The sequence below is a fragment of the Streptomyces sp. NPDC037290 genome, from assembly GCF_055603245.1.
Genome location: NZ_JBVJVZ010000008.1, coordinates 328,616 through 350,064, shown reverse-complemented (window position 1 = coordinate 350,064; position 21,449 = coordinate 328,616). Strand labels below are relative to the sequence as shown.

Genomic DNA, 21,449 nt, shown 5'->3' with positions numbered 1-21,449 from the left:
GGTCTTCGATGAGGAGGGGAGAGTCGTGCAGCCGGTCCGCAGATTCTTGATCGACTTCATCGCCCGGGATAACCGGACCGGCGGCGTTCGCAGCTACGCCTATGACCTGCTGCGCTGGTGGCGGTGGTTGCAGGTCGTCGATGTCCGGTGGAACCACGCGACCTCAGCGGAAGTCAGGGACTTCGTGCTGTGGCTGGGGGCCACGGTCGCGATCACGAAGAAGACGTATCCGGACGACCGCTACACCCAACACGGCGGGGCAGCTCCCTCAACCTGCCGCTCATGCCGCACCAGTCTCTGCCGCGGCCCCCGAGACGGACGGCTGGTGCGTACCGGCCATTGGCCGCACTGCCACACCGAGCTCGACCCGCCGGGCCAGGCCGGAAAAGCGCACTGCTGCTGGCAGGCGTGCACGGTCCCTTGCGCACAGCGCTCATTCCGGCCAGTCGTGAGCGGACGTGTCGTGGGGCCGGAGGCCGTTCGCCTGGCTCCACGGACGCTCGCGGAAGGCGGCCACGTGATCCTCGACGACCGCCCCCATGCGGGGTTGCGGCCGCACGATCGGGCGCCTCCTGCGGCCACAGCGAGAGGGCGCCTTCCGCCGGGGCTGATCCCGGCTCCTGGCGCCCTCTTCGTAGGGCAAGGACAGCAGCGTGATGTCGTTGTGGAGCACTTGACCGGCTGCCAGTCGCTTCCGGCTACCCGATGGTGGTCCTCGGGCTCTGGACGTCACCGTAGTAGTGGCCTTGGTACCAGACCCCCGTGGAGATCACGTACGTGCCGGCTGGCGCGGTCCAGTCCGACCATGACGGACCGTACGGGGGGTCCTCACCCGCCCACACCCATCCGCCCAGCTCGGAGGAGGAGGTGCAGCCGAAGTCGTGGGCCCAAGGGCCGGAGATGTTGTTCACGTTGAGTGCATGCGCGCAGTACGTCAGTCCGCCGCCGGTGGCTTGTTGGAAGGGGATCTTGGCTTCGATCGTGCGGCCGTCTGACAGGACGTTGTAGCAGGAGTCGAGGTCGACCAGGTCGTAGCGGCCGACCACGGACACGTATCGCCCGGGGTGGTTCGGGTCCCCGGAGCGGCACGCATACGCACCGGCGGCATGGGCGCTGCCTGCACCGGTGGTCAGCCCGCTGACAGCGATGAGCCCGGTGACGACGGCCTTGGCGAGGCCTCCGCTCCAGTCTGGCATGTTCCCCCCTGAGGTCGGCCCCGGAGCCATGGTCCTGGCAACCGGAAGCTGTGCGGCGCCGTCCCGCTGACGGGCGCTCGCGATGTGTGTGAAGCTACCGGTGCGGATCCTGCGTCCGTCCTAGATCCGTCCTTCCGCCAGGTCAGCGCGCGGCGGTAAGGCCGACCCCTCACAGGGGCATCAACCCGGGCACTGCCCATCTGGAGAACCCCGGCGTGCGAGACCCTGCCCGACACCGCGGCGGAGGCCCTCGCCCTGGCAGCTGCCCACAGGCGCCTCGGTGGTCCGGAAAAGCGCGAGCGGACTCACAGAGCCAATGCCAACCCCTCGCACGCCGCAACGACGCTCTGACCAGCAACACCGAAGCCTGGCAGTCAGAACTCGACCGCATCGACCGACGCCTGGCCGCGCGGCCGCCGCTGCCGCCCCTCATGCGGCACCGCCTCGCGTCACGACGGGCCGAGATCACCGCGTTCCTCAGTCTCAGCACCAGCAGGAGACCGCATGACCCGCCGCGTTGACGCACCCCATGAACCCCGGGTCCTGGCAGCACTGGACGAACTCCGCCAGCGAGCGGGTGACAACGGCACTCAGCCGAGCGTCCTGGCCCTGGCCGGCAAGTCCGGCATGAGCAACACCGGCTTCCGCCGCCACTTCCCCGGCATCGCGCAGGAGATCGCTGCCCTCCGATCAGCACCGCCGACGCTCGAAGGGTCCGGATGCTGCGCACCCCGGTTGTTCTGGACGACGGCCGTTCCGTCGCCGTTGCCGCCTCGGTCGGTGCCGTAACACCGGCCGCGGTCGGCTCCCGCGACCTGAGCCTGTTGCAGGCGGCCGCCGACGCCACGCTGTACGACGGCAAGCACTCCGGGTAGGCCCACCTCGCCACTGCCGCGCACGTCACAGACCCGTCCCTCAACGGCCGCCGGGCCCGGCGGTGTGGGGGCGCGCGGCATGAGGCGTGTCTGATCTGGTAGCACACCACCCGCCGATCCGACGATAGGCAAGCCGTACCGGGAGCGTGCGGGCGTCGCCGACCGGATCGGCCTGCGCATCACCCCTGCTCTGGAGACGCTGCGTGCGCTCGACGCGGAGCCGGTCATCGACATCGCGTTCATCGACGCCGACAAGGAGAGCCGCCCGGCGCACTACGAGGAGATCGTGGCCGGTTGCGACCCGGCGGGCCGGTGGGTCTGGACAACGTCCTCCTCGGCGGCCGTGTGCTGGACCCCGCCTACCAGGAGGAGCGTCACTCGGTGATGCGGCACCTGAACGACCTGATCACGGCCGACGAGCGGGTGGACTCGGTGATGCTGCCGGTGCGTGACGGAGTGACCGTCGCCCGGCGCCGCTGAGGCGCTGCGACCGGGTGCCGTCGGTCCCGGTGGTTCCTGGGCCGGCCCGCCTGGGCCGGTACGTGGCCCACGACAGTCGCTCCGAGCAGTTGAGGGGGCCTGAGTACGCGTACTCAGGCCCCAGCGATCACCAGCCCTCTACTCTTCGGCTGATCGAGAATCCACGGAGCAAGAGCCAAGGCGATCAAGGACCAAGGCGGGGGAAGACACATGACATACCGGCGCGCGGTGATACCGGCACTGGTGGGGGGCGTGCTGATCACGCTGTTGCTGTGGTGGGCGGGAGCGAGCACACACGCACTCCAACTGCGCGGCACCCCCAGCGTGTTCGACGTTCAGTCCGTCAGCGAACTGCGACGATGGCTCACACCCTGGTCGTACGATCCCCCGACCGCGCTGCTCTCCGACGGGCCGGCGAACGCGGGCACGGGTGAGCAGACGGCCCTGACCGCGGGCACGCCGTACGCGCATCTGCACCACACCGCCATGCAGATCAGATTCGTGGCGCTCTTCGTCTTCTTCCTGGCCGGCGCTCTGCTCCTCATCCGCAGGATTCCGCCACGACAGGGCCGCACCCCCGCCACGGTGCTCGCGCTGTGGGCCTGGGGCCCGGTCGCCGCCACACTGGCCGTGACCCTCTCCGCGCCGTGGCTGATCGCATCCCGGGAGCGCGGCAGCTACCGGATCCTGCCGCAGCTGGCCGGCGTGATCGCCTCGAGCGGGCCCCTCGTGGTGTTCGTGTCGCTTGCGACCGCTCTGCCCACCGTGCTGGTGGCACACCTGACCGCCAAGGGTGCGCAGCCACTGCCCCGGCACAGTGTCCCGCCGCGCGCCGCCCGCCTGGCCGCGAGCGCCGGGACCGCCGTGGTCGCGGTGTCACTGGTGGTCCTCTCCTACACACCGGTGGCGGCCCGGATCCAGACCTCGTTCAGCGGCACAGGACTGCTGTCCGAACCGGGCGACCTGCTACGCCAGTGGCTGCTGCTCGGCGGCTGGTCGGGGCCGGCGGGCACACCAGTGGGCCACTGGCTGCTGTACCGGACCGCCGACGTCGTCACGCTGGCGGTCGTGTGGTGGGCACTGCGGCTGCTGCCCGGTCTGCTCACCCGCGCCACGGTCCCGGCCATGGCGGCAGGCGCGGTCTGCGCCACCGTACTGGGGCTCCTGGCCGGCCAAGCACTGCACATGGCGATCGACGACACCGCCACCGTATGGGGCCCCGTGTACCTGTTCTCGTCACTCGGCAACGGCGTTCCGGCCGCCCTCACCTTCGGTACCGCGGCCGGGATCGCGGCCCTTGCCACACTGCGGCCGGCCCGAGCCCGCCTCCGCACCGGAAACTGACCAGCACGGCTTCAGCCCACCGGCGCGTGCTCGGGTGAGGACGACGGCGCACCGGCCCACCGGTGCAGGGCCGCTTCGAGGCCGGTGACGGCGGCGATGCCGGTGGTGTCGGCGGCCCAGGCGACCACCCCGTCCGGGCGCACCAACACCCCGGTCGGTGTCGCCTGTTCATCGGTCACCCCGCTCACCCGCCCGCCCCAGGCCGTGGCGAGGCGGGCGAACGCGCCGTCCGGAGTGCGGTCGAGCAGCAGGAACCCGCCGCCGTGACCGTGGTCGACCAGACGGGAGCCGTCGCCCAGCCACAGGTCGGGGACGTACCGCCCGACCAGCGGATGGTCGCCGGGCAGGTCGACGCGCTGTGTCACACCGGAGATCTGCTTGACCGCGTAGGTCGTGCCCGCCCGAGTGCTCAGCAGATCGGCGAAGACGTCCCGCAGCGCGGCCGACTTGGCGTCCCCGCGCAGCACGGCGATCTGGGCCCGCGTCCAGTCCAGCACCCAGGCACCGAGCGGCCGGCGCTCGGCGTCGTAGGTGTCGAGCAGCTCTTCCGGTGCCCACCCGGCGAGCACGGCAGCGAGCTTCCAGCCGAGGTTCATCGCGTCGCCGACCCCGAGATTGAGCCCCTGACCGCCGAACGGCGAGTGCACGTGCGCGGCGTCGCCGGCCAGAAACACCCGGCCCGACCGGTAGGTCGCGGCCTGGCGGGCGTTGTCGCTCCAGCGGGTCGCGGCGCCGCGCAGCGCGGTGAGCGTGACGTCGGTGCCCGAGACCCGCAGCAGACTGCTCTGCAACTCGTCGAGGGTCACCGGCGCCGTGCGGTCGGCGGGGCCGCCGCCGAACTCCACGGTGACCACCCGCCCGGGCTGCGGACCGTAGCGGTACGCCCCTCGGGACGACCACGCCCATCCGTTCGTGAGTTTCTCCGGGTCGGCGATGCCGGCGACCGCCAGGTATCCGGTGAGTTCGGGGTCGGTGCCGGGGAAGTCGATGCCCGCGAGGCGGCGGACGGTGCTGCGCCCGCCGTCGCAGCCGACCAGCCACTCGGTGCGCAGCGTGCCGGCGGTGGTGCCGACGAGCACGCCGTCGCCGGTGTCTTCGAGGGCGGTGACCTCCACGCCGCGACGCACCGGTACGCCGAGTCGCGCCACATGGCCGGCCAGCAGTTCCTCCAGCTCACGCTGCGGCACCATCCTCGCTCCGGCGACCGAGGCGTGCGCGGCGAGGTCGGCATCGGACCAGTCAACGAGGTCGGCGTCGAGGACGATTCCCGCGAAGTGCCCGGTGAACCGCGGCTCGGACGCTTGCCGCCCGTCACCGGCCTGTTGGTCGTCGGCCCCGCGGGCGAAGGACCCCACCCGCTCGAGGATCTGTCGCTGCACCTTTTCGGCGGCGGGCAGCAGACCGCGGCGGTCCAGTGCCTCGGCCGTCGGCACGTTGATCGACCCCGCCTTCATCGCCGCACTCGGCTCGGCCAGTCGCTCGAGCACCTGCACGGTCGCCCCGGAGAGCGCCAGCTCCGCGGCGAGCACGAGGCCTACGGGCCCGGCTCCGACCACGGTCACGTCCACATCCTGGTTCGCATTCAGCTTCACGAGCAGTGTTCTATGTACGAACAGTGTTCGTGTCAAGTTATAGTGGTCGGGTGAACCCGAGAGAGCGACGCGCGGCCCGTCACATGCCGCCGACCCCCGAGGCCGAAGCCGCCCCCAGGCCGCGGCGCCGCAAGGCCCCGATCACCGTGGACCAGGTCGTCGACACCGCGTTGGCCGTCATCGCCACGGAGGGCTACGAGGCTCTGACCATGCGCCGGCTGGCCGGCGTGCTCGACACCGGACCCGCCTCGCTGTACGCCCACGTGGTCAACAAGGCCGACCTCGACGAGCTGCTCATCGGGCGGCTGTGCGCCGAGCTCGTACTGCCCGCGCCCGACCCCGCTTCATGGCGGGAGCAGATCCGCGGCGTGTGCACCCAGATACGTGACCAGTACCTGAAGTACCCGGGAATCTCCCGTGCCGCGCTCGCCATGGCCCCCACCGACGTCGAGACCCTGCGCGTCAGCGAGGGGATGCTGGCGATCCTGCTCGCCGGCGGTGTCACCCCGCAGGCCGCCGCCTGGGCCGTCGACGCCCTCCTGCTGTATGTGGCCGCCTACTGCCTCGAGGTATCGATCGTGCGCCAGCGATCGGCACATGACGACGCTGCCTGGGTCCTGGACCGCGACGAGCTGCGGCGCCGGTTCACCGCCCTGCCGGCCGGCACCTTCCCCCACACCACTCGCTACGCGGCCGAGCTCACCGCAGGCGAGGGCCACGACCGGTTCGACTTCACGCTCGCCCTGATGATCGACGGCCTCGCCCACCGCTAGGGCCTGGGCGGCGGGCCATGCCGGCTCCCGAACGGCGTCGCGTCGGCCCCGCGACTCCGGCATGATCCGGCGGACAGGCCTCGCCCGCCGTCGGCCGGCCTCGTGCACCGCGGCACCGTTGCGGTCAGGGGTGGGCGCCACTCGGCCCTCGCCGCCTCCGCAGCCATTGGCGCGGTCGGTGCCGAGCCGCTGCTGCTCCGACCCGCACGGTCTCTTCGGACGGGGCGGCGCGCCCGGCGGGCACCACGGACGGAGTCATCTCGTGGCACGGGATGTGCGGAGCGTCCGGGCCATCCCGTGTTCTTCGGGGAGGTGCCGCAGGACTGGGTCAGGCCGTACGACTCCGGCATCACCGCACCCTCGTGGACCGCCGTCCGGCCGTGGGCCATCCGATCCGGGACCCGGCCGGTGTGTCGCGGCGGCGCTCGGACGATGCCACGGTATTCCCAGGGGTCTCTGGTAAGCCGGACGGAGAAGGCGGTGGCGGAGATGGAACTCCCGCTGGTCGTGGGTGTCGACGGATCGGAGTCCAGTCTGCTGGCCGTCGACTGGGCGGTGGACGAGGCGGCACGGCACGGGCTGCCGCTGCGTCTGATCCACGCCTCGCTGTGGGAGCGCTACGAGGACACGCAACCGTCGTTCGGCACCGACCGCCCTGCCGAGACGGTCATGGCGCAGCACATCATCGCGTGCAGCGTGGAGCGTGCCCAGCTGCGCAACCCCGAGGTGAAGGTGTCGGGCGAGGTACTGCCCGATGATGCCGCGTCCGCGTTGCTGCAGGCAGGGCCGGAGGCGTTCGCCCTGATCACGGGCTCCCGTGGGCGGGGCGAGGTCGCGGGGCTGCTGCTGGGGTCGGTCAGCCTCGCGGTGGCGGCTCGCGCCGTCTGCCCGGTCATCGTGGTCCGTGGCGCGGTCCCGAACCGTCAGGGAGCCTTCGGCCGGGTCGTGGTGGGGACGGGAGACTCGAACGGCGGCGCGGGCGCCGTACGGTTCGCCGTCGGCGAGGCGGAGGTGCGGGGCAGCGCCCTGACGGCCGTACGGGCCTGGCGGAACCCGGCCCCGCAGACCGTGGACCACATGCCCGTCGCTGACGACGACGCCCGCCGGTGCGAGGAACGGGCCTCGGCCGGCCTCGACGACTCCCTGCGTGAGGCCACACGGGAACACCCGGCCGTCGACATCCGTCGCCGGCCGGTCGAAGGTCCCGCCCACCGGATCCTCCTGAAGGCATCGGCCGAGGCCGATCTGATCGTCGTCGGCGCCCTGCGCCGGCACGGACATGCCGGTCTGCAGCTCGGCAGGATCGCCCACGCCCTGCTGCACCGGTCGGACTGCCCGGTCGCCGTCGTCCCCGAGCCGGTCTGAGGCACCGCAGCCCGCTTCTGTAGGTCAGGGTGGGTCGGGCTCGGTCAGGGCGTCCGTTTGACCGGGAGTTCCAGGCGGAGTGTGTAGCCGCCGTCGGCGGTGGGGCCGGAGGTGACGACGCCGCCGAGGAGGGCGGCCCGCTGCCGCAGGGCGACCAGGCCGTAGTGCGCGCTGGGCAGGGGCAGCGCGGGCCGGGTCGGAGCGGTGTTGCTGACCGTGACGCGGACGGTGTCACCCGCGTAGCAGGCGCGCACGTCGGCCGTGGCCCCTGGTGCGTGTTTGCGTACGTTGGTCAGCGCTTCCTGGATGGTGCGGTAGACGGCGCGCTGGAGGGTCGGCGGAAGGTCGCCGGGCAGGTCCGTGGTCAGGTCGGCGTCGATGCCGCTGGTGTCGATCAGTCGCCGCAGGTCGGTCAGGGAGGGCTGGGGGGTGAGTTCCGTGGGGCGGTCGTGCGAGCCGCGCAGCACGTTGACCATGTGCCGGAGTTCGTTGAGTGTCTGCACGCTCAGCCGGCGAATGGTGGCCGCGGCCTGTCTGACCTCGGCGTCCTGGGTGGCGACCTGCAGGGCTCCGACCCGCACGGCGATAAGGCTCACCTGGTGGGAGACCACGTCGTGCATCTCGCGGGCCAGCTGTGCGCGTTCCTCGGCGAGGACGGCCTGCGCGCTCAGCTGCCGTTCGTGGTCGCGTGCCTGCGAGATCTCGGTGAGTCGCAGCGACAGGTCACGGCGGGCCTGGACGAGCTGGCCGAGGAAGACCGGAGCCGCGGCCGTCGCCGCGGTGTAGCCCAGAGTGATCAGGGCCGACGGATTCCACAGATCGAGGTGCGGTGACGGTGTCCACCGGGTCATGTCGCAGAGGGTGTACGCCATGGCACACACCGCCAGGAGCACCCGGCGCCGGGTGACCGTGGCCAGCGTGTACAGCGCCGCCAGGGAGGCGAAGATCGCATCGGAGAGCAGGACGGAGGGGAGGGTGAGCAGGAAGATGAGCGGCGGAAGGCGCCGGCGCAGCAGGAGCAGGCAGGCGGCGGCCAGGGCGACCGCCAAGCGCAGCGGCTCGTCCAGGGTGACGTGCACGAAGACGTCGAGGAGTGCCGCGCCGATGAGGACGGCGTCGCGCAAAACGGTGGCTGCCAGGGAGCGGGACTTCATCCCGGCTCCAGGCTTCGGGGCGGTCTGAGGAGGCCGGCGCGTTCGGCGACCAGCGCCGCCTGGACGCGGCTCGAGACCTCGAGCTTGGTGAGAATGGCGCTCACGTGGTCCTTGACCGTGCCGGTGCTCAGGTGCATCCGGGTGGCGATGTCCGCGTTGGACAGTCCCTCGGCGATCAGGACGAGCACGGCGCGTTCACGTTCGGTCAGCCGGTCCAGGCTGCGGGTGGCGGTCCCCTGGCCGCCCGCCTCCAGGAATCCGTCCACGACGGCCCGCGTGACCCTGGACGACAGCACGGCGCCACCGTCGGCCAGGGCGCGCACGAGGAACGGCAGCTCCTCCGGGTCGGTGTCCTTGAGCAGGAATCCCGCCGCTCCGCAGCGCAGGGCGGTGGCCACGTAGTCGTCCATGTCGAACGTCGTGAGCATGGCCACCACGGGGGGCTGCTGCAGCCGGCGCAGATCGGCGAGGACGGAGAGTCCGTCCACGTCCGGCATGCGGATGTCCAGCAGTACGACGTCCGGGTGGGTCTCCTGCGCCGTGCGGACCGCCTCGGCGCCGGGAACCGCCGCCACGACCTCGATGTCGTCCGCGGCGTCCAGGATGCATTTGAAGCCCGTACGAATGAGTGCCTCGTCGTCGACCACCAGTACCCGGACCACGTGTGCTCCCATCGGCCTTCCGATCACTGTCCGTCGTACCACGCCGACAGGCGCCCCGCTTCCGCTGGCACACGGACACTCCAGGTGGCGGGTCGGCACCAGCCGGTCGGCGGGGACGTTCCCGACTCCTGCCGGATGGCCACGGCGGGGCTGTTCGGCCGAACCTGGGAGGCATGGCGCCCGACGCCTACCGTCCATGGCCTGCGACGTCGATCAGGTGGGCAGGGCAACCGCCCACCGCCGCCGGAAGACCACCACCGGCGGGAGGACGTCCCTGCCGGCCGGCGGTCCGGAAAGGAGCGCAGCAGCATGACGATCCGCCTGACACTTCTGTGTGCGCACCCCGCGGACACCTCCGCGCACGCCGTCTTCGGTCACGCCCCCGGCAGCGGGTACGACCCCCCTACGGCGGGCGCCGCCCTGGCAGCGCTGCGTCCCCACTCCTGGGCCATGTGCTCGCCTGCGGCCGGCTCCGCGCAGACCGCCGCGGCCCTCGGACTGACGCCCACCGCGGAGCCCGCGCTGCGCGACATCGACTACGGCGCATGGCGCGGCCGCGCGGTGGCCGACGTCGTCGCCGCCGACCCGCACGGATACACCGCCTGGCTCACCGACCCGGATGCCTCGCCCCACGGTGGCGAGACCGTACGCCGGCTCTGTCACCGGACGGCGAACTGGCTCGACAGCGTGTCCGCCGAGACGGGCAGCGGCCTGGTCATCGCCGAACCAGCCGTGATCCGGGCGTTGCTCGTGCACGCCCTGTCCGCGCCGGCCCGGGCATTCTGGAGACTCCAGGTGTCGCCTCCGTACACCGTCTGCCTCACCTGGCACGCCGACGGCTGGAGCGTGCAGCCGGCCTACGCCTCCCCCGCGCACGGTGTGGTGCGGCGTCCGCCTCTCCCCCGAGGCCCGCTCCCCGAGCACCGGCGACCGGTCGGTCATCGCGGGACGTACGTCTGCAGCGACAAGGCCGCGTCGTTCCAGGGCGGTGGCTCTCGCAGGAAGGGCACCGCGGCCTGAACTCGTTCACCGCCTCGCCGCGTGCCAGGTACCAGCGCGTAGGTCCCGCGCGCTTGGGTTGCCCGAACAGCCTTCCGCCTCGCCGCAGACACCCCAGGCGTACCCGTTGATCGGTCCCAGTCAGCGTGTACCGCGTTCGCCCGTGAGGGTCCTCGTCCCCGGGGTCACACGTGGGCCCCGGTGGTGTTCGAGGCTTCGGGCGATCCGCTGTTCGAGACGGGCCCGGCAGTCCGGCCACTCCGCTGCGGTGATCGAGAAGATCGCCGAGTCACGGAGCCGGCCGTCCTCGCCCGGTACCCAGGACCGGGACCAGTTCCGCAGTACTCCCTCGAACCGGGCGCCCACCCGTTCGATCGCGGCACGCGAGCGGCTGTTGCGCGCGTCGGTCTTCAGGTCGAGGCGTGCCACCTTCCAGTGCTCGAAAGCGTGTCGGAACAACAGGTACTTCGCCTCGGTGTTCACCCCGGAGCCCTGGGCCGACGCCGCGAGCCAGGTGAACCCGACCTCGACCGCGCACAGGGCGTCCCCTTCCGGCCACAACCGCGGATCCCAGTAGGCCGTGGCGCCGACCGCTCGACCTGACGCCCGGTCGATCTGCGCGTACGGAGCCAGTTTCCCGGCGGCGGCACGCGCGAGCTGGGCGTCGATGTACCCGGGGATCCCGGCCGCCGTGGGCACCCACGTGAACCGGTACGAGCTGCGGTCCTCCTCCGCCGCCACCGCCAGGTCCGCCGCGTGGCGGTGGTCCAGGGGCTCGAGGCGCACGAATGTGCCGTCCAGAACCGGTCCCTCCAACGTGAAACCCATCAGCAACCCCCGGTGTTCGCACGGCCGTTCGCACATGGACCGTAGATCCAGGCCCGTCGGCAGCGTTCCAGAGGCATCGCGCCGTGTCGCGCGATTTTCCGAGCCAGGTGAACCGCTCGGAGCCTGACGGCAGCTCACTTTCCCCACATCACGCGCCCTTTACCCACGTGAACACACTGCCCATCCCCTGCCCCTCGCCTGCCGCCGACGCACAGGACGACCGCTGGTGCATGGCGGTACGACTGCTGGGCCGGGTGGAAAAACACCCGGACGGCACGCTTCAGCGGCGGCACGGGCCGCCGCCCCCGACGACGGGCGAGCGGTGGCCGCAAGCATCACCGGGGCCGGCCGGCGGCGCTACGCCGAGGCGGCACCGACCTACCGCGCCGCGCTCGGCGCCGCACTCACCCACCTCTACCTCGCCGCCTGGGTCCTGTCCGGACAGTCGGTGGCCACCGGCGACCGCGTCGAAGGGACACCGCCGTGACCACCGCCGCCGAGCACTACGAACGTCTGCTCGCGGAGCACTACACCTGGATGATGGGCGGTGACCTGGAGGCGGCGGCCTCGGACAGGCCGCGGTGCTGCGGGAGGTGGGCCTGACGGCCGAGGCCGGCGAGGACGGCGGGGGCATCGCGGTCGACCTCGGCTGCGGCCCGGCCCGCAGACGCTGGCGCCGGCCCGCCTCGGCCCCGTCCCGGTGATCGCCGTGGACACCAGTGCCCGACTGCTCGACGAGTTCGCCGCGTACGCCGCCGGCGCGGGCCTGGCCGGAGCGATCCGGCCGGTGCACGACGACATCCGCCGGGCGCTCCCCCACGTGGTGGAGGCCGCTACGGCCTCCGTGGTCGTGTGCATGGGCGACACCCTCCCCCACCTCCCCTCCCCAGCGAACGTCCCCCGGCTCCTGCACCACGTCACCACCGCCCTCCGCCACGCTCGTCCCCGGCGCCACCCTCGTCGTCATCGACGACGCCGCCCATCCGCCGAACCTCGAACAGCCGCAGCGATTCAACGCCGTGCTGCTGGATTTCCTGCGCTCGCACCGGTCTTCGCCGGAGTGTCCCGGGACGACCCGGAGTAGCTGCCGCGCGCCGTCCTCGCCGCTGCTTCGCGGGGTCGGCAGGGCTGTTCCAGCGACCGGACAATGGCCGGAGACGATCTACATGAGCGGCGGCGACGCTGCGTAGCGTGGCCTGGCACGGGAACGGCTCAACGGGGTGAAGCGGTGGCGGGACGTCGTGAGGTGCCGGTGGATCCCGGGGCGGGCCCGGTGCAGCGGTTCGCGTTCGAGTTACGCAAACTGCGCGCAGAGGCGGGCGGGATCACCTACCGCGTGCTCGCGCAGCGGGCCGGGTACGCGGTCACGACGCTGTCCCAGGCAGCGGCCGGTGAGCAACTGCCCACCCTGCCCGTGGCGTTGGCGTACGTGCGGGCCTGCGGAGGCGATCCCGTGGAGTGGGAGGCCCGGTGGAAGCACGCCGTGGAAGAGGTCGCCGCTTCGGGTCCGGAGGAAGACGGAGAGCGTACGGAGCCTCCGTACAAGGGACTGGCACGGTTCGAGGCCGGCGACGGCGGTCTGTTCTTCGGCCGCGAACGACTCACCACCGATCTGCTGGAACTGCTGCGCCGACGGCGGTTCGCGGCCGTGTTCGGACCGTCCGGAAGCGGCAAGTCCTCCCTCCTTCGCGCCGGTCTCATCCCCAGGCTCCAGCACACCCAGGACCCAGCTCTGCGCCCGGCCGCGATCCGCATACTCGCTCCCGGCGACCGCCCGGCCCACAGCCACGCCCGCCTCTTCGAGCCCGGCGGCACCAACCCCGGCACCGGCACGGCCGAGGCGGACACGCTCATCGTGGTCGACCAGTTCGAGGAGGTCTTCACCCTCTGCCAGGATCCCGCGGAGCGTGCCCGTTTCATCGACCAGCTGCTGGCCGCCCGTCGGCCCGAGAGCCGGTTACGGGTCCTCATCGCCGTGCGCGCCGACTTCTACGGCCACTGCGCCGAACACCGCGATCTCACCGACGCCCTGCGCGACGCCCACCTGCTGGCCGGGCCCATGAGCCCGGCGGAGTTGCGGGAGGTCATCGTCAGACCGGCTGCCGCGGCCGGGCTGACCGTGGAACGGGCCCTGACCTCCCGGCTGGTCCAGGAGGTCGCCGACGCCCCGGGCGGTCTACCGCTGTTGTCGCACGTGCTGCTGGAGACCTGGCGCCGCCGCCGCGGCAAGACACTCACCATGGCCGGCTACGAGGCCGCTGGCGGCCTCGCCGGTGCCATCGCCAGGACCGCCGAGGATGTGTACGGCCACTTCGACCAGGACCAGGCCGGCGCGGCACGGCGCGTACTGCTGCGCCTGGTGACGCCCGGCGAGGGCACCCCCGACACCCGCAGACCCGCCGAACGCGGAGAACTGCAGGACATTGGCGGACCCGAGACCGCTCAGGTCCTGGAGGCCCTCACCCGGGCGCGACTGCTCACCCAGGACGACGACACCGTGGACCTGGCTCACGAGGCCCTGCTGACCGCCTGGCCACGGCTGCGCGGCTGGATCGAAGCCGACCGCGAACGCCTGCGCGCACACCGGAGGCTGACCGAGGCCGCCCGGGCCTGGGAGGAACTCGGGCGCGATCCGGGTGCTCTGTACCGCGGCAGCCGCCTGACCACCGCACAGGAACACTTCGGCGAAGAACACCGCCCGGACCTGACTGTCCTGGAGCACACCTTCCTTGCCACCAGCCTGCAGGCGCGCGAGCGGGAGGAACACGCCGCCAGCCGCACCACCCGGCGCCTGCGCGCCCTCACCGCGTCCCTGTCCGTCCTGCTGGTCCTGGCAGCCGTCGCGGTGCTGGTCGCATGGCAGCAGAGCCGTGTCAGTGACCAGCACAGGCACGACGCGGATGCCGCACGGCAGGTGGCCCTCTCGCGTCAACTGGCCGCACAGTCCGCCGGTCTCATCGGCACGGACTCCGACCTCGCTTCCCTGCTGGCCATCCGCGCCTACCGAACCAGCCCCACGCCTCAAGCCGTCGAAAGCCTCTACGCCGCCGCCGCCATACCTCTGCGGTACAGGATCCCGGGCCGGCACGGGGCTGTGACATCGGCGGCTTTCAGCCCGGACGGGCGCACCCTGGCCACCAGTGTCGAGGGCCGCGACGGCGCGGTGCGGCTGTGGGACGCCAGGACCGGACGTCTTGAAAGGAGTCTGACCGGACACCCCGCATGGGTGTGGTCCATGGCGTTCAGCCCGGACGGACGGACCCTCGCCACCGCCGCACTCGACCACGGGGTGCAACTGTGGAGTCCGGCCACCGGCCGCCTCCGCACCGGCCTGCCCGGCCCCACCGATGCGTTTTCGCTGGCTTTCAGCCCTGACGGCCGTACCCTTGCCACCGCTGGTGAAGGCCGTGCGGTGGAGCTGTGGGACACGGCGTCCGCTCGCCTGAGAAGGAGCCTCGGCGCACGGACCCGCGGCATGATGGCCGTGGCGTTCAGTCCCGACGGCCGCACGCTCGCCGCCGGCGGCAAAGGACACGCGTTGACACTGTGGGATCCGGTGACGGGGCGGCTCCGGAAAAGCCTGCCCGCACAGCCCTCCGACGTGTTCTCCGTAACGTTCAGCCCCGACGGGCACACCCTCGCCACCACCGGGTACGACAACACGGTGCGGCTGTGGAACACGGCCGTCGGCCGCCTCCGCGCAAGCCTGCCCGAACCCACCGATGGCCCGGCACGACTGGCCTTCAGCCCCGACGGGCGCACCTTGGCCGTCACCGGAGCCGACGACACGGTACGGCTGTGGGACACGGCCACCAGCACCACCCTGGTGACGCTCACCGGCCACACGGACACCGTGCTCGCAGTGGCGTTCAGCCCGGACGGCCACACCCTCGCCACCGGCGGCCGCGACCAGAGCGTGCGCCTGTGGGACACGGCGGCTGGCCCCAGCCGTGCCGTCCTCTCCGGGCCACGGAGACAAGTGGTCTCGGTGGCGTTCAGCCCGGACGGGCACACCCTCGCCACCGCAGGCGCCGGCCATGGGGTGGACCTGTGGAACACGGACGACAGACGCCTTCGCAGAACACTGTCCAGCGGCCTGGGAGACGTGTCGTCGGTGGCGTTCACTCCCGACGGACGCACCCTCGCCACCCTCGGTCGCGACCGTGGAGTACGGCTGTGGAACACAGCCACCGGACGCCTGCGCGGCGGCCTTTCCGGCGACACGGGCGATGTGTTCCGGATGGCGTTCAGTCCGGACGGCCGTACGCTCGCCACCCGTGGCGTGGAGCAGGGGGTGGAGCTGTGGGACGCCGGCACGGGCCGCCTGCGCCAGACGCTCCCCGAATTCGTGGACGGCACGGGCTCGTTGGCGTTCGGTCCGGACGGCCGGACCCTTGCCACGGGCGGTGCCGACGGTCTGGTGCGACTGTGGGACACGGCTACCGGCCGCCTGCTGACACAGCTGCCCGGCCACTCCGACAGCGTCGAGTCGTTGGCGTTCAGTCCCGACGGGCGCACCCTCGCCACCGCCGGCAGCGACGGCACCGTACGGCTGTGGGACACGAAGACCAGGCGCATGCGCACGACCCTGCCCGGACGCGCCGCCCCCGCGTTCGCGATCGTGTTCAACCCTGACGGCCGGACCCTGGCCACGCCCGGCAGCGCCGCCAGTTCCGTACGGCTGTGGGACACCGCCACCGGAAACCCGCTCGCCACCCTCACCGGGCACACCGACGCCGTGTCGTCGGTGGCGTTCAGCCCCGACGGACACACCCTCGCCACCGCCGCCGGCGACCGGACCGTACGACTGTGGAACATCGCCCTGCCCACCCCCGCCACAGCCATCAGCAGGCTCTGCCGAGCCCTCCACCGCGACCTCACCGCGCAGGAACGCTCGACGTATCTGCCGGACCAGCCCTCACACACCGCCTGCTCGGGGTGAGACCGGAACCCGGCGGGTGAGCGGCCATTGTTCGGCAGCCGGGAGCGCGCTGCCGAACAATGCACCGATCCGCTGGGATCAGTCATGCGAGCCCCGAGGGGACACGTCCGGCGATGGACGACGGACGCCTGCGGGGCCCGATGGAGGGACAGTTGTGGTCGCGATCGATGACCCGCCGGTCCGCTCCAGTCGTTTCCGCTCTCGTCGAGCAGACACTGAAGGGAACCTCACATGCTGAACTCCAGCCGACGGGCGTCCGTGCGGCGCCTTCTCGTGGCCGCCGGGGCACTCGCCGCCGTAGCGCTGTCCACGGCGCCGTCGAACGCCGCGCAGCCCGCGTTGCGGTCCGCGCCGGCCGACTGCCCCAAGTACTACTTCTGCGGCTACAAGAAGGCCAACTTCCAGGAGCTCGGATTCAAGTACAAGGACTGCAAGAGGCACCTGATCCCCGACGGCATGGGCACGGGCGGCTCCTGGTACAACAACCAGAGCCGCTACACCGTGACGGACATGCTCGACAAGCGACAGAACTGGATCTTCACCACCGACGGGCCCCGTCCTCGGACCCCCACGGAAGCTGGAAGCCGGTCTGGTACGTCCAGAACATCTGCTGAACCCGCGGAACCCGTCGAAATCCGCCTGAGGCGGGTTCCTTCCCACAAGCTGCTCCTGCGCGGGGGGCAGGAGCAGCCCACCCCTGCCGGAACTGGTGCCGCGCACTGCCCGGCAGCCCTTGTCCACCACCGCTGACCGGCGGCAAACCGGTGTCCTACTTGCCGATGCGGATCTTCTCGCTGTCGAGCAGAGCGGTATGCGTCGCCGACACCAGCATGAGCAGGACGAGCAGGAGACCGGTCCAGTTCTTCGGGTCGTTGCCGGACACAGCAGTGGAGAACACGAAGATGGCGACTTCGGCAATCACGTACGTCAAGGCGAGCCAGGGCTTGACGACGCCTTTCACGGCGGCCACGACGAAGGGTACGGCGGCGAGCAGGGTCATGCTGACCACGGGCACGAGGGTCCAGATCACGCGGGCGGCGGTCGAGCCGAACATGCGCGGCCGTGTCGGGGTGATCGGTGTGTTGAAGTAAGGGTTCGGACTGTAGGCCATAACTGCCCCCTCAAGTGCCTGGCATCGAAGAGCCGTTGTGGAGATCTCGAGTGCCCCCTCGGGAGCCGGGCTACCTCCCCGCCTTCGGTGAATCAGCGGCAGGCGGGCGGGGTGCGCCGGGAGCAGCGGCGAGAGCTGAGGGTGAGCAGGTCGTCGTGCAGTCCTCGGCTTGACGAGCTGACGCCGTTCGAAGGTCGCAGCACTAGGTGATGTTCACCTTGAAGCTGGAGACGCTGCCGTCTGCAGCTGTCAGGGTGACCGGCCCGAAGGTGATGATCACGGTGGAGCGGGCTCCTGGGCCCTTGTAATAGCCGGTTGCCCCTGTGACCCGGACGGCCAAGGCCACAAGCGTCGAAGCTGCCTGCTCATCGGCGCTGATCTCTGCCTGGGCCAGAGCGGGATGCCCGTTGGTCTCTGCCCAGTCCCGGAACCTGCGGGCGTCGCGGCTCATGTCGGGGAGGATGCTCTTGTTGGCCCACGCCCACAGCCAGGAACGCGAGCCGGGGCTGAAGCTGCCGAGGATCTGGGCAGGTGCCGTCGCCGTCTTGTCGGGGAAGGTCCAGGTGATGATGCCGGTCGTCTGGTCCAGATCCCAGCGGTCTGCCGAACCCAGCCCCCAGGACTTGTGCGCACGGGCCAGCTGCTCGATCATGTCTTCGCCCTGCAGCAGAAGTACGCTCAGGTCGGCTCGTTCCTCGGCCTGGCCGGCCCTCTCCGTCTCGTCGGCCCGCTTGGATATTCCCATGTCACCGAGTGTGCCAGAGACCACCGACGAGTCGACGATGCGCCTGCACCGTGGCCGACGCGGCGGCCGGCGAGCGCGAGCTCGCCGAACGCTCGCCGATGCCGTCCCTCACGGGCGGGGACGTCCTCCACCCGGGCGGCCGGGTCCGGCCTGCCGCAGTGATCACGGCTGTCGGACAGGCTGAGGCCGCCCGGTCCAGCCGTGCAGCCAGACCCGCAGTGGCCCGACCGGCTCGAAGCCGTGGCGGGCGGCGGCCGCCAGCTCATCGCCGTGCTCGTATCCGACCACCGGCAGCGTGGGGAAAAGCGCGTGCACCGCAGCCAGTACGACCGGCCAGGCCGCATCAGGTCCGCCGTCCCGTGCGAAGACGTTGGAGATTCCGACCACTTGGTCGCTGCGGCTCGCCACAGCTCCGGCGGTCACCCGGCCGTCGACGGACCGTCCGGCGAGCACGAACGTGGCCGGGTCGTCGAGCAGTCCGGGCCGGAAGAGGTCCGCGTCGCCGTTCCCGTCGTCCCAGGCCAGCGCCCAGGCGCGCAGCGCCTCTGGGTGGTCCACGACGTCCCAGGCGAGGTCCGACGCGATGGCGGGCGCACTCGCCGGCCGGTGGATCCACTGTGCTTCGAACAGGACGTGGAAGCCTGCCTCGGTCAGGTCGAGGTCGGCGAAGCTGTCCTTGACGGAGGCGCCGGGGGCGGTGGTGTCGATCCGGGCCGCGAGGGCGTTCGGGTCGGCGTCCGGTACGAGGGTCACCGCGTCGGGGTAGTAGAGCGGAGTGCGGGTCGGGGCGGCCCAAGCCTGCGGCCCGAACTCGCTCGTCAAGCCGTGCGCCCGGCCCATGACGGCGCACCACTCGGCGTTGTTGCGGGCGGCGGCCCGGACCATGACCTGCTTCGACGTCGTCACGAATGTGGATCATGCCCTTTCCGGACCCGACGGTCGAACGCTTTTCCGTTGCTTGTGGGAGGGCCCCTCGGCCCCGTGGTGCGGACGGCCGACGGGCGGCCCGGATGGCGAGGAGAACCCGAGAGCCGGGCGGGCCCAGCGCCCCAGCGAGCTGTTCCAGCGACAGCGCGCGGCAAGATCAGCTCCCTCAACACCCGGGTGAGTCCTCAATCCGGTGGTGCGAAATGGCGTTTTATGGCCTGCACCAGGGGTCGGTACGGTCCGGTTCATGGAATGGATTTTTCAGACGGCCGAAGAACTCGTGGCTGCTTTGCGTGCCGGTGCGGTGACCTCGGCGGAACTGACCGATGAGGCGATCACCCGAATCGAGCGGCACGACAAGGCCGTCAACTCGATCTGTGTGCCGGACTTCGACCGCGCACGGGCCGCGGCGCGCGATGCCGACCAGGCGCGCGCCCGCGGTGAGGACCGGCCGCTGCTGGGCGTTCCGGTGACGGTCAAGGAGTCCTACAACATCGCCGGGCTGCCCACGACCTGGGGCATGCCGCCGCACCGCGACTACGTACCGGCCGAGGACGCGGTGCAGGTGTCGCGGCTCAAGGCCGCGGGCGCGGTGGTGCTGGGCAAGACCAATGTGCCGTTGGGGCTGCAGGATGTGCAGAGTTTCAACGACATCTACGGCACCACCAACAACCCGTGGGATCACGGTCGCACGCCGGGCGGTTCCTCCGGCGGATCAGCGGCGGCCCTGGCGTCCGGTTTCGGCGCGCTGTCCATCGGCTCCGACATCGGGGGGTCGTTGCGCACCCCCGCTCATTTCTGCGGTGTCTACGCACACAAGCCGACACTCGGGCTGGTGGCGGCCCGCGGTATGGTCCCGCCGCCCGCGCCGGCGCTGCCGGCCGATCTTGACCTCGCCGTCGTCGGTCCGATGGCGCGCACGGCCCGCGACCTCGCGCTCCTGCTCGACGTGATGGCCGGACCGGACCCGCTGACGCTCGGCGTCGCGTACGACCTGACGCTGCCGCCCCCGCGCCACGAGCGGCTGTGCGACTTCCGGGTCCTGGTCCTCGACGAGCATCCGCTCATTCCGACCGGGTCCGCTGTGCGGGAGGGCGTGAACCGGGTGGCCGACGCGCTCGTCGAGGGTGGCGCCCGCGTCGAACGGCACAGTCCGCTGCTGCCCGACCTGACCGAAGCCGCGGTGCTCTACACGCAGTTGCTGTTCTCGAACTCCGCGGCGCGTATTCCCGTCGAAGCGCTCGAGCAGTTGCGGACCCTGGCCGCCGGCCTGAGGCCGGACGACCGGAGTCTCGATGCGGCGCGGCTGCGCGGCATGGTGTTCAGCCACCTCGACTGGATCGAGGCGAACGGCCGTCGGGAGCTCCACCGCCACGGCTGGCGGCAGCTCTTCGCCGAGTTCGACGCCGTGGTGTGTCCCGTCACGCCCACGCCGGCGTTCCCGCACGACCACAACCCCGATCTGAGGCAACGCCGGATCGACATCGACGGCGTCGAGTACCCCTACCTCGACCAGCTCGTCTGGGCCGGTGTGGCCACCATGCCCGGCCTGCCCGCCACCGCCGTACCAGCGGGCCGGTCCCCCGAGGGTCTGCCGGTGGGAGTGCAGCTCATCGGCCCGACGTTCGAGGACCGCACCCCGCTGCGGCTGGCCGAACTGCTCGAGCAGAAGATCGGCGGCTTCCAGATCCCGCAGTAGGGCGCCCGCTCATCGGGGGATCCTGCCGGGAGCGAGGGTGAGGAACGAGCAGCACCCGCCCTCGCTCCCGGCCGGGTCGCGCACCTGAGCGGTCACGCCCGGACGGTCTTCCCACTTCAGCCTCGGCGTCGGCCGGTACCACCGGGCCGCGCCGGTCAGCCACGAGGCGAACAGCGCGTCCCGGCATGCCCGTTCGGCTTCACCCAGGGCAGAACGCCGTTCCCTTCCCCCGGCGTGGCGGATCCCTAGGCTGAGGGGGTGACCACTCATGCGCCGAACGAAGCCCACGTCGTCCCCCTGCGCCCGCAGACCTCGTCTCCCGGATCCGGGGGGACCACCCGCACCCCGCGACGACCGGCGGGAGCCCCACAGACACCCGCGCCGAGGGAACCCCTGTTGCGCGACCTCGTCGGCGATGTGCTGCGGCGCGAACGGCTCGCCCAGGAGCGCACGCTGAAGGACGTCGCGGAGGCGGCCCGGATCTCGATGCCGTACCTCTCGGAGCTGGAGCGCGGACGCAAGGAGGCCTCCTCCGAAGTGCTCGCGGCCGCCGCCCAGGCCCTCGGGCTCGGCCTCGCCGACCTGCTCTCGCTCGCCCAGGACGAGCTGGGCCGGTACGCACGGAGCCGGGTGGGCCGGGGCCGCACGGCGCCCACGGCGCAGTACCAGGGCCTCTGCCTCGCCGCCTGACCGAGCCGACGGCCGGTACGACGGCGCCCATCACCGCCGTACCGGCCGGCTCGCCGGGCCTCGGCCA

General features: G+C 71.6%; 21 protein-coding genes and 1 pseudogene. 14 read left to right on the top strand and 8 right to left on the bottom strand.

The window, feature by feature from the left end:
* Positions 1-698: 698 nt before the first annotated feature.
* Positions 699-1,196 carry a hypothetical protein gene (locus tag ACZ7HQ_RS27665; RefSeq protein ID WP_470995189.1) on the bottom strand — a complete coding sequence of 166 codons (498 nt, stop codon included), beginning with the start codon at positions 1,194-1,196 and terminating at the stop codon, positions 699-701.
* Between the two features lie 719 nt (positions 1,197-1,915).
* Here ACZ7HQ_RS27665 and ACZ7HQ_RS27660 point away from each other — a divergent pair.
* The 4 genes and pseudogenes from ACZ7HQ_RS27660 to ACZ7HQ_RS27645 all read left to right on the top strand — a co-directional run bounded on the left by ACZ7HQ_RS27660 (position 1,916) and on the right by ACZ7HQ_RS27645 (position 3,895).
* Positions 1,916-2,071, top strand: a complete 156-nt coding sequence (locus ACZ7HQ_RS27660) for a hypothetical protein (RefSeq protein ID WP_470995186.1) — start codon at positions 1,916-1,918, stop codon at positions 2,069-2,071.
* Between the two features lie 124 nt (positions 2,072-2,195).
* A pseudogene (locus ACZ7HQ_RS27655) lies at positions 2,196-2,300 on the top strand (O-methyltransferase); the annotation flags it as partial.
* A gap of 65 nt (positions 2,301-2,365) precedes the next feature.
* Positions 2,366-2,551: an O-methyltransferase gene (locus ACZ7HQ_RS27650; RefSeq protein ID WP_470995184.1), complete on the top strand. Its 186-nt coding sequence runs from the start codon at positions 2,366-2,368 to the stop codon at positions 2,549-2,551.
* Between the two features lie 210 nt (positions 2,552-2,761).
* Positions 2,762-3,895 (top strand): hypothetical protein, encoded by a 1,134-nt coding sequence (locus ACZ7HQ_RS27645; protein WP_470995181.1) that lies wholly within the window; start codon positions 2,762-2,764, stop codon positions 3,893-3,895.
* Positions 3,896-3,906: 11 nt separating this feature from the next.
* Here ACZ7HQ_RS27645 and ACZ7HQ_RS27640 read toward each other — a convergent pair whose 3' ends face one another.
* On the bottom strand, positions 3,907-5,463 hold the full coding sequence (locus tag ACZ7HQ_RS27640; RefSeq protein ID WP_470995334.1) for an FAD-dependent monooxygenase: 1,557 nt from the start codon (positions 5,461-5,463) through the stop codon (positions 3,907-3,909).
* Between the two features lie 74 nt (positions 5,464-5,537).
* On the opposite strand from ACZ7HQ_RS27640, the gene ACZ7HQ_RS27635 reads away from it, so the two are divergent.
* Together ACZ7HQ_RS27635 and ACZ7HQ_RS27630 are read left to right on the top strand one after the other, a co-directional pair.
* Positions 5,538-6,260 carry a TetR/AcrR family transcriptional regulator gene (locus tag ACZ7HQ_RS27635; protein ID WP_470995178.1) on the top strand — a complete coding sequence of 241 codons (723 nt, stop codon included), beginning with the start codon at positions 5,538-5,540 and terminating at the stop codon, positions 6,258-6,260.
* Between the two features lie 489 nt (positions 6,261-6,749).
* Positions 6,750-7,625, top strand: coding sequence for a universal stress protein (locus ACZ7HQ_RS27630; RefSeq protein WP_470995331.1), 876 nt, complete (start codon positions 6,750-6,752; stop codon positions 7,623-7,625).
* Positions 7,626-7,669: 44 nt separating this feature from the next.
* On the opposite strand, the gene ACZ7HQ_RS27625 is transcribed toward ACZ7HQ_RS27630, so the two are convergent.
* Both ACZ7HQ_RS27625 and ACZ7HQ_RS27620 read right to left on the bottom strand, forming a co-directional pair.
* The gene (locus ACZ7HQ_RS27625) at positions 7,670-8,779 is read right to left on the bottom strand and encodes a sensor histidine kinase (RefSeq protein ID WP_470995175.1); all 1,110 of its coding nucleotides are present in this window, start codon (positions 8,777-8,779) and stop codon (positions 7,670-7,672) included.
* Positions 8,776-9,441: a response regulator gene (locus ACZ7HQ_RS27620; protein ID WP_470995328.1), complete on the bottom strand. Its 666-nt coding sequence runs from the start codon at positions 9,439-9,441 to the stop codon at positions 8,776-8,778. The genes ACZ7HQ_RS27625 and ACZ7HQ_RS27620 overlap by 4 nt, the downstream gene beginning before the upstream one ends.
* 309 nt (positions 9,442-9,750) lie before the next feature.
* Between ACZ7HQ_RS27620 and ACZ7HQ_RS27615 the strand changes: the two genes are divergently transcribed.
* Complete coding sequence (locus tag ACZ7HQ_RS27615) at positions 9,751-10,461, top strand: histidine phosphatase family protein (protein WP_470995172.1); 711 nt, start codon at positions 9,751-9,753, stop codon at positions 10,459-10,461.
* A gap of 120 nt (positions 10,462-10,581) precedes the next feature.
* Here the strand turns inward: ACZ7HQ_RS27615 and ACZ7HQ_RS27610 are convergent, their stop codons facing one another.
* Complete coding sequence (locus ACZ7HQ_RS27610) at positions 10,582-11,268, bottom strand: GNAT family N-acetyltransferase (protein ID WP_470995169.1); 687 nt, start codon at positions 11,266-11,268, stop codon at positions 10,582-10,584.
* 322 nt (positions 11,269-11,590) lie between these two features.
* On the opposite strand from ACZ7HQ_RS27610, the gene ACZ7HQ_RS27605 reads away from it, so the two are divergent.
* The 5 genes from ACZ7HQ_RS27605 to ACZ7HQ_RS27585 all read left to right on the top strand — a co-directional run bounded on the left by ACZ7HQ_RS27605 (position 11,591) and on the right by ACZ7HQ_RS27585 (position 16,960).
* Positions 11,591-11,755 (top strand): hypothetical protein, encoded by a 165-nt coding sequence (locus ACZ7HQ_RS27605; protein ID WP_470995166.1) that lies wholly within the window; start codon positions 11,591-11,593, stop codon positions 11,753-11,755.
* 94 nt (positions 11,756-11,849) lie between these two features.
* Positions 11,850-11,972, top strand: a complete 123-nt coding sequence (locus ACZ7HQ_RS27600; RefSeq protein WP_470995164.1) for a hypothetical protein — start codon at positions 11,850-11,852, stop codon at positions 11,970-11,972.
* Positions 11,973-11,977: 5 nt separating this feature from the next.
* Positions 11,978-12,352, top strand: coding sequence for a hypothetical protein (locus tag ACZ7HQ_RS27595; protein WP_470995162.1), 375 nt, complete (start codon positions 11,978-11,980; stop codon positions 12,350-12,352).
* A gap of 144 nt (positions 12,353-12,496) precedes the next feature.
* A complete protein-coding gene (locus ACZ7HQ_RS27590; RefSeq protein ID WP_470995159.1) occupies positions 12,497-16,210 on the top strand; it encodes an nSTAND1 domain-containing NTPase in 3,714 nt (1,237 codons plus the stop codon).
* Positions 16,211-16,441: 231 nt separating this feature from the next.
* On the top strand, positions 16,442-16,960 hold the full coding sequence (locus ACZ7HQ_RS27585; protein WP_470995156.1) for a hypothetical protein: 519 nt from the start codon (positions 16,442-16,444) through the stop codon (positions 16,958-16,960).
* A gap of 19 nt (positions 16,961-16,979) precedes the next feature.
* Here the strand turns inward: ACZ7HQ_RS27585 and ACZ7HQ_RS27580 are convergent, their stop codons facing one another.
* The 3 genes from ACZ7HQ_RS27580 to ACZ7HQ_RS27570 all read right to left on the bottom strand — a co-directional run bounded on the left by ACZ7HQ_RS27580 (position 16,980) and on the right by ACZ7HQ_RS27570 (position 18,972).
* Positions 16,980-17,321, bottom strand: coding sequence for a hypothetical protein (locus ACZ7HQ_RS27580; RefSeq protein ID WP_470995153.1), 342 nt, complete (start codon positions 17,319-17,321; stop codon positions 16,980-16,982).
* A gap of 202 nt (positions 17,322-17,523) precedes the next feature.
* Entirely contained in the window at positions 17,524-18,066 is a 543-nt protein-coding gene (locus ACZ7HQ_RS27575; protein ID WP_470995150.1) for a DUF6882 domain-containing protein, read from the bottom strand.
* A 162-nt stretch (positions 18,067-18,228) separates the two neighbouring features.
* Entirely contained in the window at positions 18,229-18,972 is a 744-nt protein-coding gene (locus ACZ7HQ_RS27570) for a hypothetical protein (RefSeq protein ID WP_470995147.1), read from the bottom strand.
* 268 nt (positions 18,973-19,240) lie between these two features.
* On the opposite strand from ACZ7HQ_RS27570, the gene ACZ7HQ_RS27565 reads away from it, so the two are divergent.
* Positions 19,241-20,692, top strand: coding sequence for an amidase (locus ACZ7HQ_RS27565; protein WP_470995145.1), 1,452 nt, complete (start codon positions 19,241-19,243; stop codon positions 20,690-20,692).
* A 258-nt stretch (positions 20,693-20,950) separates the two neighbouring features.
* Positions 20,951-21,382, top strand: a complete 432-nt coding sequence (locus ACZ7HQ_RS27560) for a helix-turn-helix domain-containing protein (protein ID WP_470995142.1) — start codon at positions 20,951-20,953, stop codon at positions 21,380-21,382.
* Positions 21,383-21,449 lie beyond the last annotated feature (67 nt).

What these genes read in the sequence shown, in the direction of transcription:
- ACZ7HQ_RS27615 (WP_470995172.1), top strand. Translation starts at nt 9,751, where the DNA reads ATGACGATCCGCCTGACACTTCTGTGTGCGCACCCCGCGGACACCTCC.
- ACZ7HQ_RS27580 (WP_470995153.1), bottom strand. Translation starts at nt 17,321, where the DNA reads ATGGCCTACAGTCCGAACCCTTACTTCAACACACCGATCACCCCGACA.
- ACZ7HQ_RS27660 (WP_470995186.1), top strand. Translation starts at nt 1,916, where the DNA reads ATGCTGCGCACCCCGGTTGTTCTGGACGACGGCCGTTCCGTCGCCGTT.
- ACZ7HQ_RS27665 (WP_470995189.1), bottom strand. Translation starts at nt 1,196, where the DNA reads ATGCCAGACTGGAGCGGAGGCCTCGCCAAGGCCGTCGTCACCGGGCTC.
- ACZ7HQ_RS27610 (WP_470995169.1), bottom strand. Translation starts at nt 11,268, where the DNA reads ATGGGTTTCACGTTGGAGGGACCGGTTCTGGACGGCACATTCGTGCGC.
- ACZ7HQ_RS27645 (WP_470995181.1), top strand. Translation starts at nt 2,762, where the DNA reads ATGACATACCGGCGCGCGGTGATACCGGCACTGGTGGGGGGCGTGCTG.
- ACZ7HQ_RS27630 (WP_470995331.1), top strand. Translation starts at nt 6,750, where the DNA reads ATGGAACTCCCGCTGGTCGTGGGTGTCGACGGATCGGAGTCCAGTCTG.
- ACZ7HQ_RS27625 (WP_470995175.1), bottom strand. Translation starts at nt 8,779, where the DNA reads ATGAAGTCCCGCTCCCTGGCAGCCACCGTTTTGCGCGACGCCGTCCTC.
- ACZ7HQ_RS27565 (WP_470995145.1), top strand. Translation starts at nt 19,241, where the DNA reads ATGGAATGGATTTTTCAGACGGCCGAAGAACTCGTGGCTGCTTTGCGT.
- ACZ7HQ_RS27575 (WP_470995150.1), bottom strand. Translation starts at nt 18,066, where the DNA reads ATGGGAATATCCAAGCGGGCCGACGAGACGGAGAGGGCCGGCCAGGCC.
- ACZ7HQ_RS27585 (WP_470995156.1), top strand. Translation starts at nt 16,442, where the DNA reads ATGCTGAACTCCAGCCGACGGGCGTCCGTGCGGCGCCTTCTCGTGGCC.